Origin of the sequence: Falsiroseomonas oryziterrae (assembly GCF_021864505.1) — a bacterium.
Classification (GTDB): domain Bacteria; phylum Pseudomonadota; class Alphaproteobacteria; order Acetobacterales; family Acetobacteraceae; genus Falsiroseomonas; species Falsiroseomonas oryziterrae.
Genome location: NZ_JAKJIB010000005.1, coordinates 12,919 through 31,818, shown reverse-complemented (window position 1 = coordinate 31,818; position 18,900 = coordinate 12,919). Strand labels below are relative to the sequence as shown.

The following is an 18,900-nucleotide window of genomic DNA, read 5'->3' as shown; positions in this document are numbered from 1 at the left end:
CCATCCGCCGCGGGGCGTGCCGTCCGCGACGGCCGGCATCGGGCACGAAGCCTAGGCGCTCCAGCGCCCCGGGGTACGGGGAAAGCATGTCCGGATTCGGCAAGCCTGATGCCGCGGCCGTGACCCCGCGGCAGCTCGGCGCGGCAGCCTCGCCTTGCACCCGGCTCGGAACCCTGTCGCAATTGGACCCGGGCGTCGGCCTGCGGCGGCAGATCGGCGGCTGTCACGCCGTCATCGGGGGTGCCATGATTGGTCTCGAGGGGGCGGGATCCTCTGCCGGCCTGACGAGGCGCTTCGCTGAGCCGGACCATTTCGCCTCCGCCCTTCTCGGCGGTGAGTTCGACTATGTCCCGGTGCGCGAGGCCCCCTTCGCCGCGACGCTCCGCGTGCTGCAGGTCGGCGACATGGTGGTGCAGCAGGCCGACACGTCCGGCCATGTCGTCCGCGGCGGGGTCAGCCCGGGGATGGCGGTGCTGATGCTCTACCAGCAGGCCGCCCGCCATCCCGCGCGGTTGAACGGGACCGAGGTGGCGTCGACCGAGGCGGTGCTGGCTGTCGGCGGTGCCGAGATCACCGGCTTCAACCCGCAGCCGCTGAGCTGGGGCGCGCTTGCCCTGCCGCTGCCGATGCTCGAGGAACTCGCCGAGCTCGCCCCGCCGCAGTTGCGGCTCCGGGGCGAGCTCAGCGTCCTGTCGCTCCCGCCCGAGCGATCGGCACGCCTCGCTGGAGTGGTCGCGGCCGCGAGCACCATGGCGGAAAGCCTGCCGGCCGGCTTGTCCTCCCCGGCCTGCGCAACCGGCCTCGCGATGGCGCTGCGCGAGGAGGTTGCGGCCGCGCTGACGACGCAGGCGGGGATCAGGTCGCGCCCGCGCGCCGTCGCGGCGGCGCTGCGCCTGGTCCGGGCGGCGGAGGACTTCATGCAGGCGCGGCTGGCCCGGCCCATCTACACGGAAGAGTTGTGCGCGGCGCTCGGCGTCTCCGCGCGGCGGCTGCACGATGCGTTCCATGCAGCGCTGGGCATGAGCCCTCACGCATATCTCAAGTCGCGCCGGCTGCTGCTGGCGCGACGCGCGCTGCGGGGCCGAGGGGACAGCCCGGAGCTGGTGAAGTCCGTCGCCCTCGACCATGGCTTCTGGCATCTTCGCCACTTCGCACGGGACTACCGGGCCCTGTTCGGCGAGTTGCCGTCGGAAACGCTCGCCTCGGCATGACGTGACGATCCCCAACGCTCGCATTGCCGATTTTGGATAGCGCGCATTGACGACGGCGCCGGACGCCGGGAGCATGGTGGAACCGGAAGGCAACGGCCGCGCGCTGCGTGGCTGAGTGTCTTCTGCACAGGCGGAGGAAAGCCCGATGAGATGTTCCGGAGCGCTCGCAACCGGGGTCGTGCTCGCTGGCCTGGCCTTCGGCGCCTTCGCCACCACCGCGCTGGCGCAGCAGATCCGCGGCACGCCCGGCGCGCCGGATGCGGTGATGACGCCGAACCCCTTCAGCCTGCCGGCCCCCACGCCGCCCTTTGCCGGCCTGATCATGCCCAACGCAGCCGACAGCCAGCCGGCGTGGCCGCCGCAGGTGATGCCGCCGGAAGGCGCGCCGAACGTACTGGTGATCCTGACCGACGATGTCGGCTTCGGCGCGCCCTCCACCTTCGGCGGCGTCATCCCGACCCCGGCGCTGGATCGCGTCGCGGCCGCCGGTCTGCGCTACACGCAGTTCCACACCACCGCGCTATGCTCGCCCACGCGCGCCGCGCTGCTGACCGGGCGCAACCACCACTCCGTCGGCGCCGGTGTGATCTCGGAGCTGACGACGGGATACCCCGGGTATAACTCCATCATCCCGCCGGAGACGGCGCATGTCGCGGCGACCCTGCGGCAGACCGGCTACGCCACCGCCTGGTTCGGCAAGAACCACAACGTGCCGACCTGGGAAGCGAGCCCGGCCGGGCCCTTCACCAACTGGCCGACCGGCCAGGGCTATGACTATTTCTACGGCTTCGTCGGCGGCGACACGAGCCAGTGGCAGCCGGGCAATTTGTTCCGCAACACCACGCCGATCCATCCCAATGTCGGCGCCGGGCCGGAGTGGAACCTGACCACCGCGATGGCCGACGACGCCATCGACCACATCCGCCTCATCACCTCCGTCGCGCCCAATCGGCCCTGGTTCATCCACTACGCGCCGGGCGGCACGCACGCGCCGCACCACCCGACGCGCGCATGGGCGGAGCGCTTCCGCGGCCAGTTCGACGCCGGGTGGGAGGTGCTGCACCGGCGCATCTTCGAGAACCAGCGGCGCCTCGGCGTTATTCCCGCCAATGCGCAGCTGCCGCCGCTGCCCGACTTCATCCCGCGTTGGGAGAGCCTGACCGACAACCAGCGCCGGCTTTATGCGCGGCAGATGGAGATCTACGCCGCCTACCTCGCCTACACCGACGAACAGATCGGCCGCGTGATCCAGGCGGTGGAGGATGCCGGGCAGCTCGACAACACGCTCATCATCTACATCAGCGGCGACAACGGCGGCAGCGCGGAAGGCGGGCCCGACGGCACGGTGAACGAGGTGGCCTGGTTCAACGGCCTGCTGTTCAGCGCCGACCAGATGATGCCCTACCTCGACGCCTGGGGCACCGACCAGACCTACAATCACAAGGCGATCGGCTGGACCTTCGCGCTGAACTCCCCCTATCGCTGGACGAAGCAGATCGCCTCCCACCTCGGCGGGACGCGCAACGGCATGGCGATCTCCTGGCCGCGCCGCATCACCGACCGCGGCGGCATCCGCCACCAGTTCCACCACGTGATCGACGTGGTGCCGACCATCCTGGAGGCGACCGGCATCCCGGCGCCCGCCATGGTCAACGGCGTCGCGCAGCGCCCGATCGAGGGCGTGAGCATGGCCTACACCTTCGACGCGGCGAACCGCGACGCGCCGTCGCGCCGGCGGACGCAATACTTCGAGATCATGGGCAACCGGGCCATCTACCACGATGGCTGGATGGCCAGCACCACGCCACCCGTGCCGCCCTGGGATTCGCAGTCGCCGAAGCCGGCCGACGTGCTCAACGGCTACACCTGGGAGCTCTACAACCTCGTCGAGGATCCGACGCAGATGAACGACCTGGCGGCGCGCGAGCCCGCGAGGCTGCGCATGATGCAGGAGATCTTCCTGATGGAGGCGACGCGCTACCAGGTGCTCCCGCTCGACAACTCCACGCTGACGCGGCTGATCTCGGTGCGGCCCGGCCCGGTGGCGGGGCGGCGGCAGTTCACCTACACCGGCCCCGTCTCCGCCATCCAGGGCAGCGCGGCGCCGAACCTGCTCAACCGCTCCTACCGCATCACGGCCGAGATCGAGGTGCCGCAGGGCGGGGCCAACGGCGTGCTGGTGACGCAGGGCGGGCGCTTCGCCGGCTACGGCTTCTACCTGCACCAGGGAAGGCCCGTCTTCACCTGGAACTTCCTCAACACCGCGCGGCATCGCTGGGAAGCGCCGACGGCGCTGCCACCGGGCCGCCACACAGTGGTCTTCGACTGGCAGATGCTGCCGGAGGGCCTGCCCTTCGGCCGCGGCGGCACCGGCACGCTGACGGTCAACGGCACGCAGGTGGCGCAGCGCGCGCTGCCGAACACGCTGCCCTTCACCGTCGCATGGGATGAGACCTTCGATGTCGGCCTCGACACCGGCACCTCGGTGGACGACCGCGACTACACCTCGCCCAACCCCTTCAGCGGGCGGATCGTGCGGCTGACCATCGACTATGGCGACAGCACGATAACCCCGGCGGCGCTTCGCCTGTTGGAGGAGGAGATGGCGCGTCGCCAGCGATCTGTAGCGCCGTCGACGCAACGCAACTAGAATCGCGGAGACGGCATCGGATGACGTCGAATAACTGGAAGGCCGGTGCCGTCGCGGCGCTCTTTACCCTCGGCCTCAGCACGGGCGCGGCGGCGCAGCAGCACGGGCCGCGCCCCGGCTGGAGCTTCGAGGTCGCGCCCTATCTCTGGCTGCCGACGATCAGCGGGAACCTGCGCTACGACCTGCCGCCCGCGCTCGGCGGATCGGCGAACGTCAAGGCGGATGCTGGCGACTACTTCGAGCAGTTGAACGCCGCGCTGCTGCTGGCGGCGATGGTCCGCTACGACCGGTTCACGCTGATGACGGACATCATGTATGTCAGCGCCGATGCCGGATCGAGCCGCGTGCAGGCGCTGGACATCGTGGGCGTCGGGCGCAACCCGGTCTCGAGCACCGCCAATGCATCGGGCGAATCCAACCTGAAGATGACGCTCTGGACGCTGGCAGGCGGCTACACCCTGGCCGCGGGGGCGTGGGGCAACATCGATGCGCTGGCCGGCTTCCGATACCTCGGGGTCGAGGCCAGGACCGACTACAACCTCACCGTCACCCTGCAGGGGCCACGCGGGAATGCAGGCCCGAGCTTCGGCGGTGCCGGGCGGCTTTCCGGCACCGACGACATCTGGAACGGCATCGTCGGCGTCCGGGGGCAGATCAACATCGGCGCTTCCAGCTTCTTCGTGCCCTATTACCTCGACATCGGCGGCGGCGATTCGAACCTGACCTGGCAGGGTTTCACGGGCATCGGCTATCGTACTGGATGGGGGGGCGTGCAGCTCGGCTGGCGACACCTTTCCTACGACCAGGGCGGCCGGTCGCTCGTGCAGGATGTGACGATGAGCGGGGCGTATCTCGCTGTGAATGCCAGATTCTAGGCCGGGCTCGCCCTTCACCGCGCACCGCGACACGCGCAGCGCCGCGTTGCGGCGCGCGGCGCTGTTCGCCTTGCTCTGCCTCGGCATCCTGCTGCCGGCGCTTGCCACGGCGCTGTTCCACGGCGCCATGCCCGTTGTCGCAACGGAGCGCGCGCGCACGGGCTTCGTCGGCTCGGCCACCTGCGCGACCTGCCACGCCGCCGAGGCGGCCGACTGGCGGGACAGCGACCACGCCCGCGCCATGGCGGCGGCGACGCCGGCGACCGTGCTCGGCGATTTCTCCGGCGTCAGCGTGACCGATGGGCGGCACGCGGCCCTCTTCCGGCGTGACGCCGACCGCTTCCTGATCCGCACCGACGGTCCCGGCGGCGCGGTTGCGGATGTCACGGTCAGCGAGACCTTCGGCGTGGATCCGCTGCAGCAATACCTCGTGCTGATGCCAGACGGACGCCGTCAGGCGTTGCCCTGGGCCTGGGACAGCCGCCCGCGCGAAGCCGGTGGCCAGCGCTGGTACCACCTCATGCCGGACGAGACGCTGCGCGCCGGCGACCCGATGCACTGGACCGGGCGCGACCAGAACTGGAACTTCATGTGCGCGTCCTGCCACTCGACCGGGCTGGTGCGCGGCTACGACGCGGCGCGCGACCGCTACGACACGACATGGATTGAGATCAGCGTCGGATGCGAATCATGCCATGGCCGCGGTGCGGCCCATGTCGCCTGGGCGCGCGCCGGTGCGCGCCCCGACGTGCCACATCTTGGCCTCGAGGTCGCGCTACGCGACCGCTCCGGCGGCGCCTGGCGCTTCATCAAGGGCGATGCACGCGGCATCGCGCGCTGGGACGGCCCGCCACGTCAAGCGACGCAGGCCGGTGTCGAGACCTGCGCCCCCTGCCATTCCCGCGCGCGCCCACTGGTCATCGACCCGCTGCCCGGTACGCGCTTCCTCGACACCCACGCGCCGCTGCTGCTGGCGCGCGGCGAATACCACGCGGACGGCCAGATCCAGGGCGAGGTGTTCGAATGGGGCAGCTTCGCGCAGAGCCGCATGCAGCGAGCCGGCGTGGTCTGCGCCGATTGCCACCAGCCGCACAGTGGAAGGCTGCGCGCCGAGGGCAATGCGGTCTGCACGCAATGCCACCTGCCCGCCCGCTTCGAGGCGCCGGAGCATCATCGCCACGCTGCGGGCAGCGCCGGTGCACAATGCGTCTCGTGCCACATGCCAGCGGTCACCTACATGGGAGTGGACCGGCGCCGGGATCACGCCTTCTCCATCCCGCGCCCCGACGTCGCCGCGGCTATCGGCGCGCCCGATGCCTGCACATCCTGCCATAGCGGGCAGACTCAAGCCTGGGCGGCGTCGCACCTTGCCGCTTGGCACGGCCCGCCGCGCGGCGGGCCACACCCGGCGCTCGCGATCCATGCTGGCCGCGAGGGCGCACGCGGCGCCGACACGGCATTGGCGCGGTTGGCGCTCGACCTCGCGCAGCCGGCAATCCTTCGCGCCACCGCGTTGTCGCTGCTGCCCACCCCCCCGACCCGCGCGGTGGGAGAGGCGATCGGCGGTACGCTGCTTGACCCGGAACCGCTGGTTCGGGCTGCAGCGCTGCGCGCGCTCGAGGGACTTCCACCACAGAACCGCCTGCACGCCGCACGGCTGCTCTCCGATGAGGTGCGCCTGGTGCGCATCGAGGCCGCGCGCGCGCTGGCGCCCGTACCGCTGCAGGCGCTGCCGGAGGCCGCACGGCCTGCTTTCGCGCGGGCATGGGACGAATTGCTGGCCAGCGAGCGAGTGGCGGCGGAGCGGCCAGAGGCGCATGTTAACATTGCCGCACTGCTCGCCCTGCGCGGCGACCGGGCAGGCGCTGAGGCGGCCTATCGCGCCGCGCTGGCGCGCGACAACACTTTCCTGCCCGCCCTGGTCAACAAAGCTGCCTTCGAGGAAGCGCGCGGCCAGCCCGACGCTGCCGAGGCGCTGCTGCGCCGCGCCGTCGCCGCGCATCCTGCCGAGGCCGACCCGCTCTACGCACTGGCACTCCTGCAGGTCCGACGCGGACGGATCAACGAGGCAACGGACATGCTGGCGGCCGCAGCGAGGCTGGCGCCGGAGCAACCGCGCTACGCCTATACGCACGCGCTCGCACTTCATCGCCAGGGCCGCGTGGATGAGGCGCTCGCCATACTCGTCCGACATCCCAGGCATCGCGAGAGTCTGATCGCGGCCGCGACCTTCGAGCGCGACCGCGGCCGGCTGGTGCAGGCGGCGGGGCACGCGAGGGCCGCCCTTGAGCTGGATCCCCAGGACCGCGACGCAGCCGCGCTCCTTGCTGAAATCGAAAGACGCAGACCACGGTGAGTGTTGGTGTCCCGTTGGCGTTCAGGGCACGAGCGCTTCACCAGTTGCACCACCAGCAGCGCTGCGGCGCGGTCGTCCGGTGCGGGCCAGCAAGACCCCGAAACACACCTGGACATGACGCATGGTGTTCCTCGCGCAGCGGCGTCGCGTGTTCGGGGGGAGGCCCGCGCGTCGCAAGTTTTGACGCGCGACACGGACATACGCTTTGGGTCGCTTACGGACAGGACGGAGCCGTTACAATCGTTCGGCGTAAACCGATGCGGGGTTGCCGGAGCGATCTGATTTGTAAGGAAACTTTGGGATGCGGGGACACGAGTCAACTTATGCCGAACAGAACTTCGAGGCATCCTGTCTTCCCCCCGCTTGGCTCGCGACTGACCGACGTCCATTGCCAAAGCGGACAGGTTCGTGTTGGATTCGCTGCCGCATGGGCACGCAACGGTGTTAGCGGAGCGGCAGAACCACCCGGCTCGACCGCACAGCATCCACGAAGACCGAGTTGGTCGCCACGCGGTACCCGCGTGACAGGCCTTCCGGCTCACCTGTGTTCGGGTTGACGTCGTATTTTGGGAAGTTCGACGACGACACGTCGAGCCGGATCCGGTGCCCCGGCAGGAACAGGTTGGCAATTGGAAGCACCAGCCGAACGCGCCGCACCTCCCCCGGTGTGCTGAGCCGCGGCCGTTCCGGATCCTCAGCGTAGCGCAGCCGCAGGATGGTGTCGCCAAGCAGCATCGCATAGCCGCGCGGATAATCAGCGCTGGCAGGATGCACGTCCACCAGCTTGACCGTGACGTCAGTGTCGGGCGCATCGGTCGCGACGAAGAGCTCGACCTCCACCGGGCCGACCACCTGCACAGGCTCTGTCAGCGGCTCGGTCTGGAACACCAGCACGTCGGGCCGCGAAGCGAGCGGAAGATAAGGGGGCGCGCAGCCGAAAAAGCCCGGTGCCTCCACCTGGTCATGGCTGCCTGGCGTGGCGATCGGCTCGAGCGAGGAGAAGTTGCCACCGATCGCCGGCACCGGGTGGGCCGGATCGAAGCGGAAGGTCACGGGCGTGGCGCCGGCGGCGGGCGCAGCCGGATCCAGCAAACCACTGCCATGCAGGTGGAAGACGCTGGGGACGGCGTCAGGCAAGGGCCAGTCCTGCACGGCAATCCAGCGCCCTCCATGGTCGAGATGTCCCTCCGCCGTACGCCGCCCGCTCCCACCGCCCATGACGAAGACGCGCACCGGCGGCTCGCCGTCCGGCACGCCGCGCACCGCATGGTCCAGGAAGCGTACGCGCTGACGGTTCCAGTCGCCCGCCCAGGAATCGATTGGCGCCTCACGGCCGAAATCGACGTCGCCGAAGACGCGACGACTGCGTTCCCCATGCGTCCAAGGGCCGAGGATCAGCCGCTGCGCGCCGCGGCCGGCGCGCTTCAGGCCGGCGTAATTGTTCGTGACCGTCGCGGGATAGGGGTCGAACCAGGACGACATGTGCAGCACGGCTGCGCGGCTGTAGCGGTCGTAGAAGCCCTCAGCCCAGATGCCGACCCGCCGCCAACTCCCGTCGAAGGCGCCAGCCTGCCACTGGTCCAGCAGCACGCGCTCATAGGTCGGATGGTGGCGGAGCGGCGAATGCCCGGCGCGCCAGGGCATTCGGGTGAACCACGCGACGAGGTCCTCAGCCTCCAGCGCGGCCCGCAGCACGGGATCGGCGCGCGCTTCCGGGGAGCGGCGGGCCTCGTTGAAGGCCCAGCTCACCTGCTTCATCTCGAAGGCGCCGTTGTGGCGGATGGCGTTGCGCCAGCCATTGTCGAAGCCGCCGGAATCGAGGACCTGCGCAACCAGGCCCGGCGGATCGAGGCAGCCCAGCGCGGCGCCGGCATGCGCCCCATAGGACATGCCGATCGTCGCGATGCGGCCGTCGCACCAGGGCTGATCGAGGATCCAGGCACAGCTGTCGAAGCCGTCGGCGCCTTCGTTCAGATACTTCTCAAAGACACCCTCGGACTCGCCGCGGCCGCGACAATCCTGCAGCACCACCGCGTAGCCTGCGCGCGTGAAGACGGCAGCCAGTCGCGGCCCATCCATTGGCTCGGGATCGACCTGCGTCACCTCGATGCGGCGCGGAGCGTCGCGGCCATAGGGCGTGCGCTCCAGCACCACCGGGAAAGGTCCGGCGCCGTCGGGCAGATAGAGGCTCGCGGCGAGATGCGCGCCGTCGCGCATCGGCATCCGCAGCATGCGGCTCATCGGGCGATGCGCGCGAAACGGACCGAGGTCTCGTCCAGCATGTTGGCGTCGTGCACGATGTCACCGCGCGAGGCCCAGAAGCTCTTCTGCCAAAGCAGCGGGATGATGCCCTGGTCGTCCATCGCGATCCGCGTCGCCTCCACCAGAAGGCGGTTGCGCTCGTTCTCGTCGAAGACCTCGAGCGCCCTGGCGAGTGCCGCGTCGAAGTCAGGATTGGAATAGCGGCCGCGGTTGGTGCCGCCCATGCCGCGCGCCAGGTCGCGCGTGGCGAGCAGGCCACGCAGGCCGTCGGCTGAATGCGGGCTCGCGCTGTTATAGGCGAACAGGAAGGCGGAGAAGCGCTGGTCGGTCGCCTGCCCGATATAGACGTTGAACGGCATGGTCACGACGCCGTTGATGCGGATCCCGCCGCGCGCGAGCATCTGGCCCAGCGCCTGCGCCATCGCCGCGTCCTGCGGGAAGCGGTTGTTGGACGAATGGATGGTCAGCCCGAAGCCGTTGGCCCAGCCTGCCTCCGCGAGCAGCGCGCGCGCGCGCGCGGGATCGAAGGGCATCGGCGCCAACGACGGATCGTAGCCGCCCTGGCCGACAGGGACGATCTGCCCCGCCGGGACGCCGCCGCCGGAGAGCAGCGTGTTCACCAGCGCCTCGCGGTTGATCAGCATGGACATCGCCTGGCGCACGCGCCGGTCGCGCAGCGGGTTGCGTGTCATCGGACGCCCCTCGGCGTCGGTGACGAAGGGGCTTTCGTCGCGAGCGGAATCCATCGCCATGTAGGCGATGCGCGGTGTGACGATGGAGGTCACGCGGATGCCTCGCTCGCGCTCCAGGCGCGCCACGTCGCCGGCGGGCACGGCGTCGATGATGTCCACGCCGCCCGACAACAGCGTGGCAATGCGCGCGGCGGGGTTGGTGATGAACCGCACCGTGATGCGGTCGAACTCGGCCGCGCCGCGCCAGTGGCCGTCGAAGCGGCGAAGCTCCATCCGGTCGCCCGGCGTCCACGACACGAAGCGCATCGGACCGGTGCCGATCGCCGCACGGCCCGCGTTGAAGTCGGCCGTGGTCGCGCCCTCCGCGGCGCGGCGGGAGACGATGTAGACCTGCCCGACCTGCTCCAGCAGCAGCGGCGTCGGGACGCGAGAGGTGAAGCGGACCGTGTGCGGGTCCACCACCGTCATCGTCGCAATGTCGCCGACGTTGCGCGCCCAACTCGACGGGCTGTTCGGCACGTCCTTCGCGCGGTTCAGGGAGAAGACGACGTCTTCCGCAGTGAAAGGCGAGCCGTCGTGGAAACGCACACCCTCGCGCAGCCGGATCTCCCAGGTCAGCGGGTCCACCACCCGCCATGAGGCGGCGAGCGAGGGGCCGATCGCCTGATTGACATCGAAGTTCAGCAAGCTGTCGTAGATGTTGCGCATCGTGGATGCGTCATTGCCCGCGTTGTTGAAGTGCGGGTCGATCGCAGCATGCTCGGCGACGCGGGCCATGGTGATGTCGCGCGCGGCGGCGGGCGCCGCGGCGAGGAGGGCCGCCATAGCGGTGGCGAGACAGCGAAACCGCGTCGTCATGGCGTTCTCCCCTCGTGCGGGCCTTGGCACCGGCCCTTTCTGCCCGCGGCGTTGACGCCGCCCGTGGCTGAAGCCTAACATTCTTACTGTAAGTAAGGAAAGCCGATGGCCGCGGAGCAGCTGCGGACGAGAAGGCAGACGCGCGCAGCCGTGCTTGACCGGCTGCTCGCCACGGGCGGCCTGTTCCGGCCCCAGCTTGCCACGGATTGCAACCTCACCGAGGTCAGCATCTCCCGCATCCTGGCCGACCTCCGTGAGGAAGGCCTGGTTGAGGAGATCAGGCGCCCGGCGCCCTACCCCGGCGGCCCGACGCAGATCGTTACTCTGGCTCAGGATCAATGGATTGCCGGGCTGACCCTTGCCAATCGACGACTCTCCTTCGGGACCGCCACGCTCGGCGGCGACATCGCCTATCTCGAACGCCTGCCGCTTGCCGACCTGACCGATCGCCCTGCCCTGGCAGCTACCTTCGCGCAGGCGATCGACGCCCTCTGTCGTTGGTGCGGCGCGCGCGGCGTCGTGCCGCTGCGCATCGGCGTCTCGATCCCCGGCCTGCGCGAACCACCCGACGCCCCCAATCCAATTACAGCGCTCGACGCGGCCGCCATCTCCGCAATGCTCGAGGCCGCCTTCCCGACGGTGCCGCACGGCCTTGTCAACGCGGTTGCCGCGCGCGCGGCGGCGCACCTCTTCGGGCCGGGCAGCGAGCCCATCGCGACGCGACATCTCTTTGTCCATCTCGGGCGAGGTATCGGCGGCGCGTGGGTCGAGCCGGTGACTGCCGCCGCGCCGATCCGCCCGATCGAGTTCGGCCATGTGGTGGTCGAACGGCACGGCCCGGCCTGCCGCTGCGGTCACCGCGGGTGCCTCGAGACCTTTGCCTCGGCCGGCGCCATCGGCCGGATCTTCGGTGTGCCGGAGGCAGAGATGATCGCCGCCGATAACGATTGGTTGCGGCTCGTTCGCATGACCGCGCGGCGCCGAGTGCTGATGGCCGACGCGCTGCACCGCGTCGGCCTCGCCATCGGCAACGTGCTCAACATCATGCCCGTCTCACTTGTCGCGATCTCCGGCTGGCCGAGCACCTTGCCGGAGGACCAGCGCACGGCGCTGCGGCAGGGCATTGAGGACAGCGTCTTCGGCGGCACGGCGGCGCTGCAGGTGCCGCTGCGCTTCCTGCCGTCCACCCTGGGCTCGGACCCGCGGCCTGCGCTGGCCTGGGCGATGCACGAACTCGTGCGCGACGGCGGGCTCGCGCCGCGCCGTGAGGAAGCGAGACGCGTGGCAGGTTAGCGCACCAACCAGGGCCGATGGCGCAACGCCGCACGGGAGGAGGACGGCCGATGACGACGCTGCTGCCGAGGCTGGTGCCCGCCATCGGGCTCGCGATGGTGCTGAGCCAGGCGACGCAGGCGCAGACGCCCAGGACCGACTGCGCCGGACTTTCTGCGCTCCGCATCGGCGCCGCATCCATCACCCTGCCGACCGGCGGCGCCGAGGTGACCTCCGCGACGCCAGTCGCCGACGCGCATGGCGGCAACTGCCGGGTCATCGGTGCGATCCGGCCGGTGGATGCGTCAGCGCCGAGCATCCTCTTCCAGGCCAACCTGCCGGCGAACTGGAACGGCAAGGCGCTGCAGTTCGGGGGCGGCGGCTACAACGGCCGCATCCCAAACACGACGGGGCTCGAGATGCACGGGCTCACCGGCTCACCGACGCCGCTGGCGCGCGGGTTCCTCACCTTCGGGGGCGATTCCGGCCATCAGGCCGAAAGCGCAGACGACGCATCCTTCGCGCTCAATGCCGAGGCGCTGCACAATTTCGGCTACCAGCACATCCGCAAGACGCTCGACGCCGTCCGCCAGATCGCGCTGGCGCATTACGGCGAGGCGCCGCGCCGCGTCTATTTCAACGGCGGCTCGACCGGCGGACGGGAAGGGCTGACCGCCGCGATCCGCTGGCCTGACGCCTATGACGGGATCATCAGCTGGTACCCGGTGTCGAGCTACATGGGCCTGCGGCTCTGGGGGGCGCTGCTGGCCCGCGCCGTCTACGAGGACGGGTCGGCCGGCTGGATTCCGCCGGCCATGGTGGAGCGCATCCAACGCGAATCGATCGCGCGCTGCGACGGGTTGGACGGCGTCGCGGATGGGCTGGTCAGCAACCCCGACGCCTGCCGCCGGGGCTCGGCGGCCGCGCTCGAGGCACTGCGTTGCCGCGCCGGCGAAACCGGCCACCCTACGCACTGCCTGACCGATGCGCAGGTCGCGCGCACGATGCGCGTCTATCACCGGGGCTACACGCTGCCCTTCGCCTTCGCAAACGGTGCACGCGACTACCTAGGCTACAACAGCCTCGAGGGCATCGCGATGCAGCTCGGCAGCCAGCCCGGGCTGCTGTCGCCGCCGCGCTCCGGACCCAACGCGCATCACGTTGACCGTGCCTACCAGTTCTTCCGCTACTTCGTGAACGGAGGGCGCGACTTCGACATCCGTCAGCTCGACGTTACCGCGCCGGGGCCAGTGCGTGAGCGCATCCTGGAAATCTCCGGGCTGTTCGACGCGACCGCAACCGATCTGTCTCGCTTCGCCGCCCGGGGCGGACGGATCATCTGGCTGCACGGCCATGACGATCCCTCGGTGAGCCCTCTCGAGAACCGCCGCAACGTGCAGGCAATCGTCGCGCGCATGGGACAGGCGGAGACCGACCGCTTCCTCCGCTATTTCGAGATCCCGGGCCTCGCCCATGGCGGCGGTCGGTTCTCGCCACAATGGGAAAGTCTCGCCGCGCTCGATGCATGGGTGGAGAGCGGCACGCCACCCGATCACGCGGTGATCACCGACGGCACCCGGAGCGAGACCCGCGGCCGGACACGCCCGCTTTGCCGCTTTCCCACCTGGCCGCGATACCGCGGCAGCGGCGATCCGAATCTTGCTGCGAGCTACATCTGCGCTGCGGAGTAGCTGTCAGGTCCCCGACGCGGGCAGCACGGCAGATGCCGTGCTGCCCGCGTTGCAGTCGGCCGACGGGACATGGGCTCAGCGCCGGCGCAGCCCCCCCTCGGCGCCGGCTGGCAGGTCTCGTCTTTGTTGCTCAGTCGGCGACGGCATTCGCGGCGCGCACGATGGCGGCCCAGCGCGTAACCTCGCGCTCGATGAAAGCGGCGAATGCCTGCGGCCCGCTTCCCACCGGATCGGCGCCCTGTTCGATCATCTGCCGTTGGATCGCCGGGTCGCGCAGAATCGCGTGCACATCTTCCGCGATCCTGTTCACGATCTCGGGCGGGGTGCGCGCCGGCGCGACGACGCCGAACCAGGAGGAAGCGTCGAATTCGGGGAAGCCCGCCTCCACCATCGTCGGCACGTCCGGCAGCGCGCGCGAGCGCTCGGTGCTGGTCACGGCCAGCGCGCGGAGCTGACCGGACCGGATCGGCTCGATGACGGAGGGGATGGTCGCGAACATGAACTGCACGCGGCCGGCCAGCACGTCGTTGAGAGCGACGGCCCCGCGATAGGGAATGTGCAGCGTCTCGATGCCGGCCATGCGGTCGAGCATTACGCCCGAGAGGTGGGACGAGGTGCCGCTGCCCGTCGAGGCATAGCTGAGCTGGCCAGGACGCCGCCTTGCCTCCGCCACCAGATCCGCCACGGTGCGGCCAGGGAATTCCGACCGGACGACCAGCACGTTGGGCACGCCGGCGATCTGCGTGACCGCCGCCAGGTCGCGGCGCGGATCGTAGGGCATGTTTCGGTAGAGCGAGACGTTGACCGCCAGCGGCCCAACCGAGCCGACCAGCAGGGTGTATCCGTCGGGCGCTGCCTTCACCACGCTGTCCGTGCCGATATTGCCGCCCGCACCAGGCCGGTTGTCGATCACCACCGGCTGCCCCCAGCGGCGCTCCAGCTGTGCGCCGACGAGGCGGGCGATGATGTCCGTCGTGCCGCCGGCGGTGAAGGAGACGACGATGCGCACCGGCCGGGCCGGCCAGCCCTGCGCCTGGGCGCGGGCGATGTCGGGCAGCAGCAGCATCGGCAAGGCCAGGGTAGCGCGGCGCTGGATCGTCATGTCGTCTCTCCCGTGTTCGGACGTTGTCGTCCGTAGTTGTCGTCCGTTGCCGGTCCCGGAACCGGTAACGCCTATCTGCCACGCGCCGCCGTATGCTGGCGGAAGCGCGGCATCACCTCCTCGGCAAGGCGCCGCATGCTCTCCTGCTCCCACGCCGCGTTCGGGCCGCTCCAGTCGAGACCGGCCATGAGAAGATGATCGAAGGGTCCGACCCGCTCGCGGAGCGCGACGAGACGGTCCAGCACGGTCGCGGCGGAGCCGCAGATCACGCAATCCTCGATGATCGTCTCCAGCGTCACCGCTTCGTCCGGCAGGTCCTCGTGGGGTTTGAAGGTGGAAAGCAGCCTCGCCCGGCGCGCCAGTGTCGAGAGATAGTTGAAGTAGTAGCGGTTGGCAGAGCGAGGGTCGAAGACGCGCGCCTCTGCCTCCGCATCCGTCGCGGCGACGCAGATATTGCGCGCGACGCGCCACTCCGTACCGGGGGCGCCGCCTGTCGCGGCCCGTGCGGCCTGCAGCGTGCGGCCATGTCCCTCCACCACGCGCTCGGCGACGAAGTTCGCCGACACCACGCCCCAGCCGCGCTCGACCGCTGTCCGCACGCCGAAGCTGTCCGCGCTGCGCGCGGTGATCGCGATCGGCGGATGCGGATGCTGGAAGGGCTTCGGCATGGTGCCGATGCCGAATTCGGGGATCACCGTCTGCGTGATACGCGTCGTCCAAGTCGGGCCGGCGATGTCGTAGGGCGGATCGCCGGCCCAGATCGCCTGGATCGCCTCGACCGATTCCAGCATGCGCTTGCCGCGCTGCATCGCGTCGGTGTTGCCGAACAGCTCCCAGTCGGACGCCAGGCCGCCCGGCCCGATGCCGAGGATCAAGCGTCCACCGGTCATGTGGTCGAACTGCGCAACCTCCGCCGCGACCTTCGCAGGGTGGTGGTTGGGCAGGTTGATCACGCCGGTGGCGAAGGTGAGCTTCGTCCGCGGCGCGAGCGCCGCCATGAACATGAGCGGCGAGGCGATCGGCTCCGAGGTGGCGGAGAAATGCTCCCCCACCCACAGCTCGTCGAAGCCGAGCCTGTCGGCCAACAGGGACTTCTCCGTGTCCTCGGCCAGCATCGCATGCATCGGCCGGTCCGGCGGATGCAGCGGCATCATGAACAGGCCGAGGCGCATCGGCGCGGCCCCTCCGGCTGCTAAAGGCTCAGGCCGCGCGCGGCGAGCGCCTTCAGGAAGTTGGGCTCGGGGTTCGGCAGCGGCGGCAGGTCCCAGGATCCCGTCCCGATCGGCCGGATCTCGCGATCCACAGGCACCTCCAGCAGGTAGGGCCGGTTCGCGGCGACGGCCGTGCGGATCGCATCCTCCAATTCGCCGACATGCGTCACGCGGTGCGACGCCACGCCGTAGGACTTCGCCATTGCCGCGAAGTCGGGGCTGTAGGGCTCACCGGTGCGCTGAACCTCGAAGGCGGTGGCCAGCTCGCGGCCGCCGAACATGCCGTGCTGGATGTCGCGGATCGAGCAGAAGCCGTTGTTGTTCCAGACCACCCAGACCACCGGGATGTCGTACTCGACCGCGGTCGCCAGCGCATGCGGCGTCATCAGGAAGGACCCGTCGCCGACCACCGCGACGCAGGGGCGGTCGGGTGCGGCGAGCTTCGCGCCGAGGATGCCCGAGGTTGCGAAACCCATCGCCGCAAAGCCCCAGGAATGGATCAGGTGGCGCGGACGCATCGTATCCATCAGCTGGATGATCCAGTTGTGGTGCACGCCGACATCGCTTGCCACCACCGCCTCCTCCGGCACGGCGCGGGCGAGCGCGGCCATCAGCCGTTCCGGGCGCAGCGGCATCTGGTCGGAGGTCGCGAGTCCGGCCTGGTAGTCGCGCCAGACCGCGCGTCCCTTCTCGAGCCGATCGAGCCAGGCGCCGCCCTGGCGCGTCCCGCCAATGCGCCCCCCCGCCATCTCCAGCAGCAGTTCGAGGCTCGCCTTCGCATCGCCGAGGATGCCGTACTCGGTCGGGTAGTTCCGGCCGATCTCCGACGGGTCGAGATCGATCTGGATCAGCCGCGAGGGCGGGATGGACAGCGTGTAGCCGTCCAGCCAGGCGCTGGTCGCACGATCGTCGAAGGAGAAGCCGATGGCGAGAATGACATCCGCATTCTTCGTCGCGTCGTTCGCCGCGTAGGCGCCGTTGCGTCCGATGGCGCCGAAGGCCAGCCGATGCCGGTCCGGGATCGCGCCCTTGCCGTTCGGGCTGGTCACGACGGGGATGTTCGCGCGCTCGGCAAAGGCGGCGAGCGCATCGCAGGCACGGCCGAGGATCACGCCCTGCCCCGCGATGATCACCGGCCGTTCCGCCTTCAGCAGCAGGCCGAGCGCGGCCGAGAGCTCCTTCGGATTGCCCGGCGCGCCGTTGATGACCGGCCGCGAGGGCGCGGTGGCGGTGACCGCCGCTTCTTCGACGAAGACGTTCAGCGGCACGTCGAGATTGACCGGGCCGGGGCGCCCCGCAGTGAGCTGGTCCCAGGCTTGGGTGACCGCCAACTGCACCATGTCGGCCCGCGTCGGCTGATAGCTGCGCTTGACGTAGGGGCGGATGACGGAGGGGAAGTCGCCCTGGAAGTGCCGCCCCGTCTCCTGGAACGGGCCGCGGTTGAACTGGCCGGTCGGCACGTTGCCGGTGATGGCAAGGAAGGCGGAGCTGTCCATCATCGCGGCGGCGAGCGCGACCACGAGATTGGCCGAGCCCGGCCCGCAGGAGGTGAAGGTCGCCACCGGCTCGCCGCGCACCTTGTAGTAGGCGTCGGCCATGTGGCCCGCCGTCTGCTCGTGATGCGTGGAGATGGTGCGGATGCGGTTCTGCGCCTTGAACGCCGCGTCCATGAAGCCGGTGATGCCGTGGCCGCAGAGCCCGAACAGATACGGCACCTTCTGCTTCGTCAGGTGGTCCACGATGATGTCGGCGCCGTTCATCAGCGCCGTCCTGTTCATGCCGTCCATGACGTTTCCCCGGTTGTCGTTCTTGATCAGGCGGCGGCCGTGGAAGGGCTGCCAAGCATGCGGGAGATCCGCGCGGCGGTCGCCTTGACCTGCGGCAGCAGGACCGCCACGGCCTGCGGCGTCATGCGCGATGCGGGCGCGGAGATGGCGAGCGCGGCACTCGGCCGCCCGGCATGATCGGTGATCGGCGCGGCCAGGCAGCGCAGGCCGAGCTCGATCTCCTCCTCGTCGGGCGCGAAGCCGTCCTGGCGCACGCGGTGCAGCGCCTCGCGCAGCGCCGCGGGCGTGGTGATGGTGTTCGGCGTGAAGCGCGCCATGCCGTGCCGGGCCAGCAGGGCCTCGACCTCCGCGTCCGGCAGATGGGCCAGCAGCACCTTGCCGAGCGCACTCGCATGCGCGGGGCTGCGCTTGCCGACGGAGGAATGCATGCGCACCGCGCGCGTGCCGTCCACCACCTGCACGGTGACGACCACGCCATCGTGCAGGATCCCGACATGCACGGTCTCGCCGGTCGCCTCCGCCAAATCCTGCAGCGGCGGCAGGGCCTGCCAGCGCAGCGTCTGGTGCTGCACGGCAGCTGCGCCCAGCGTGTGCAAGCGCAGCCCCGGCCCGTAGCGCCCGCTCGCCGCATCCTTCGCCACGTAGCCGAACTGCTCGAGCGTGTGCAGCACGCGGAACAGCGTCGCCTTGTTCTGGCGGAGATGCTGCGCAAGCTCCGCGAGGCTCCAGGAGCCCTGGCTCGCGAAGCAGTCGATCACCTCCAGTCCGCGATGGAGCGAGGCGAGGTGGTAGGGGTCCCGGCCGCCCTGCGCTGTGGCGTCGGTCGCCATGATGTCCTCCCTGACATGCCCATCACACTTCGCACTGCGAAACGACGGCCGGGAAAATCTATCCTTGACGCCGAAATCTGAAAAGCGTTTCGCTATGAGAAAT

The 18,900-nt window shown here is 70.0% G+C and carries 12 protein-coding genes; 6 read left to right on the top strand and 6 right to left on the bottom strand.

Translation table 11 applies throughout. From position 1 onward, the window contains the following. Positions 1-245: 245 nt before the first annotated feature. From L2I40_RS01295 to L2I40_RS01280, 4 genes are all read left to right on the top strand, one after another. A complete protein-coding gene (locus L2I40_RS01295) occupies positions 246-1,211 on the top strand; it encodes a helix-turn-helix domain-containing protein (RefSeq protein ID WP_237213042.1) in 966 nt (321 codons plus the stop codon). Between the two features lie 145 nt (positions 1,212-1,356). Then, entirely contained in the window at positions 1,357-3,861 is a 2,505-nt protein-coding gene (locus L2I40_RS01290; protein WP_237213041.1) for an arylsulfatase, read from the top strand. A gap of 20 nt (positions 3,862-3,881) precedes the next feature. After that, the gene (locus L2I40_RS01285; RefSeq protein WP_237213040.1) at positions 3,882-4,736 is read left to right on the top strand and encodes a hypothetical protein; all 855 of its coding nucleotides are present in this window, start codon (positions 3,882-3,884) and stop codon (positions 4,734-4,736) included. Beyond that, positions 4,723-7,092 (top strand): cytochrome c3 family protein, encoded by a 2,370-nt coding sequence (locus L2I40_RS01280; RefSeq protein ID WP_237213039.1) that lies wholly within the window; start codon positions 4,723-4,725, stop codon positions 7,090-7,092. The genes L2I40_RS01285 and L2I40_RS01280 overlap by 14 nt, the downstream gene beginning before the upstream one ends. A 444-nt stretch (positions 7,093-7,536) precedes the next feature. Here the strand turns inward: L2I40_RS01280 and L2I40_RS01275 are convergent, their stop codons facing one another. Both L2I40_RS01275 and L2I40_RS01270 read right to left on the bottom strand, forming a co-directional pair. Then, positions 7,537-9,333 (bottom strand): CocE/NonD family hydrolase, encoded by a 1,797-nt coding sequence (locus tag L2I40_RS01275; RefSeq protein WP_237213038.1) that lies wholly within the window; start codon positions 9,331-9,333, stop codon positions 7,537-7,539. Next, positions 9,330-10,754: an ABC transporter substrate-binding protein gene (locus tag L2I40_RS01270; RefSeq protein WP_237213058.1), complete on the bottom strand. Its 1,425-nt coding sequence runs from the start codon at positions 10,752-10,754 to the stop codon at positions 9,330-9,332. The genes L2I40_RS01275 and L2I40_RS01270 overlap by 4 nt, the downstream gene beginning before the upstream one ends. 255 nt (positions 10,755-11,009) lie before the next feature. On the opposite strand from L2I40_RS01270, the gene L2I40_RS01265 reads away from it, so the two are divergent. Together L2I40_RS01265 and L2I40_RS01260 are read left to right on the top strand one after the other, a co-directional pair. Beyond that, complete coding sequence (locus L2I40_RS01265; RefSeq protein ID WP_237213037.1) at positions 11,010-12,197, top strand: ROK family transcriptional regulator; 1,188 nt, start codon at positions 11,010-11,012, stop codon at positions 12,195-12,197. Positions 12,198-12,247: 50 nt separating this feature from the next. Beyond that, positions 12,248-13,867 carry a tannase/feruloyl esterase family alpha/beta hydrolase gene (locus tag L2I40_RS01260; protein WP_237213036.1) on the top strand — a complete coding sequence of 540 codons (1,620 nt, stop codon included), beginning with the start codon at positions 12,248-12,250 and terminating at the stop codon, positions 13,865-13,867. A gap of 130 nt (positions 13,868-13,997) precedes the next feature. Here the strand turns inward: L2I40_RS01260 and L2I40_RS01255 are convergent, their stop codons facing one another. From L2I40_RS01255 to L2I40_RS01240, 4 genes are all read right to left on the bottom strand, one after another. Further along, entirely contained in the window at positions 13,998-14,969 is a 972-nt protein-coding gene (locus L2I40_RS01255; protein ID WP_237213035.1) for a Bug family tripartite tricarboxylate transporter substrate binding protein, read from the bottom strand. Between the two features lie 71 nt (positions 14,970-15,040). Beyond that, positions 15,041-16,141 (bottom strand): LLM class flavin-dependent oxidoreductase, encoded by a 1,101-nt coding sequence (locus tag L2I40_RS01250; protein WP_237213034.1) that lies wholly within the window; start codon positions 16,139-16,141, stop codon positions 15,041-15,043. A gap of 20 nt (positions 16,142-16,161) precedes the next feature. Beyond that, a complete protein-coding gene (locus L2I40_RS01245; protein WP_237213033.1) occupies positions 16,162-17,967 on the bottom strand; it encodes a thiamine pyrophosphate-binding protein in 1,806 nt (601 codons plus the stop codon). A 26-nt stretch (positions 17,968-17,993) separates the two neighbouring features. Beyond that, on the bottom strand, positions 17,994-18,797 hold the full coding sequence (locus L2I40_RS01240; RefSeq protein WP_237213032.1) for an IclR family transcriptional regulator: 804 nt from the start codon (positions 18,795-18,797) through the stop codon (positions 17,994-17,996). Positions 18,798-18,900: the final 103 nt, after the last annotated feature.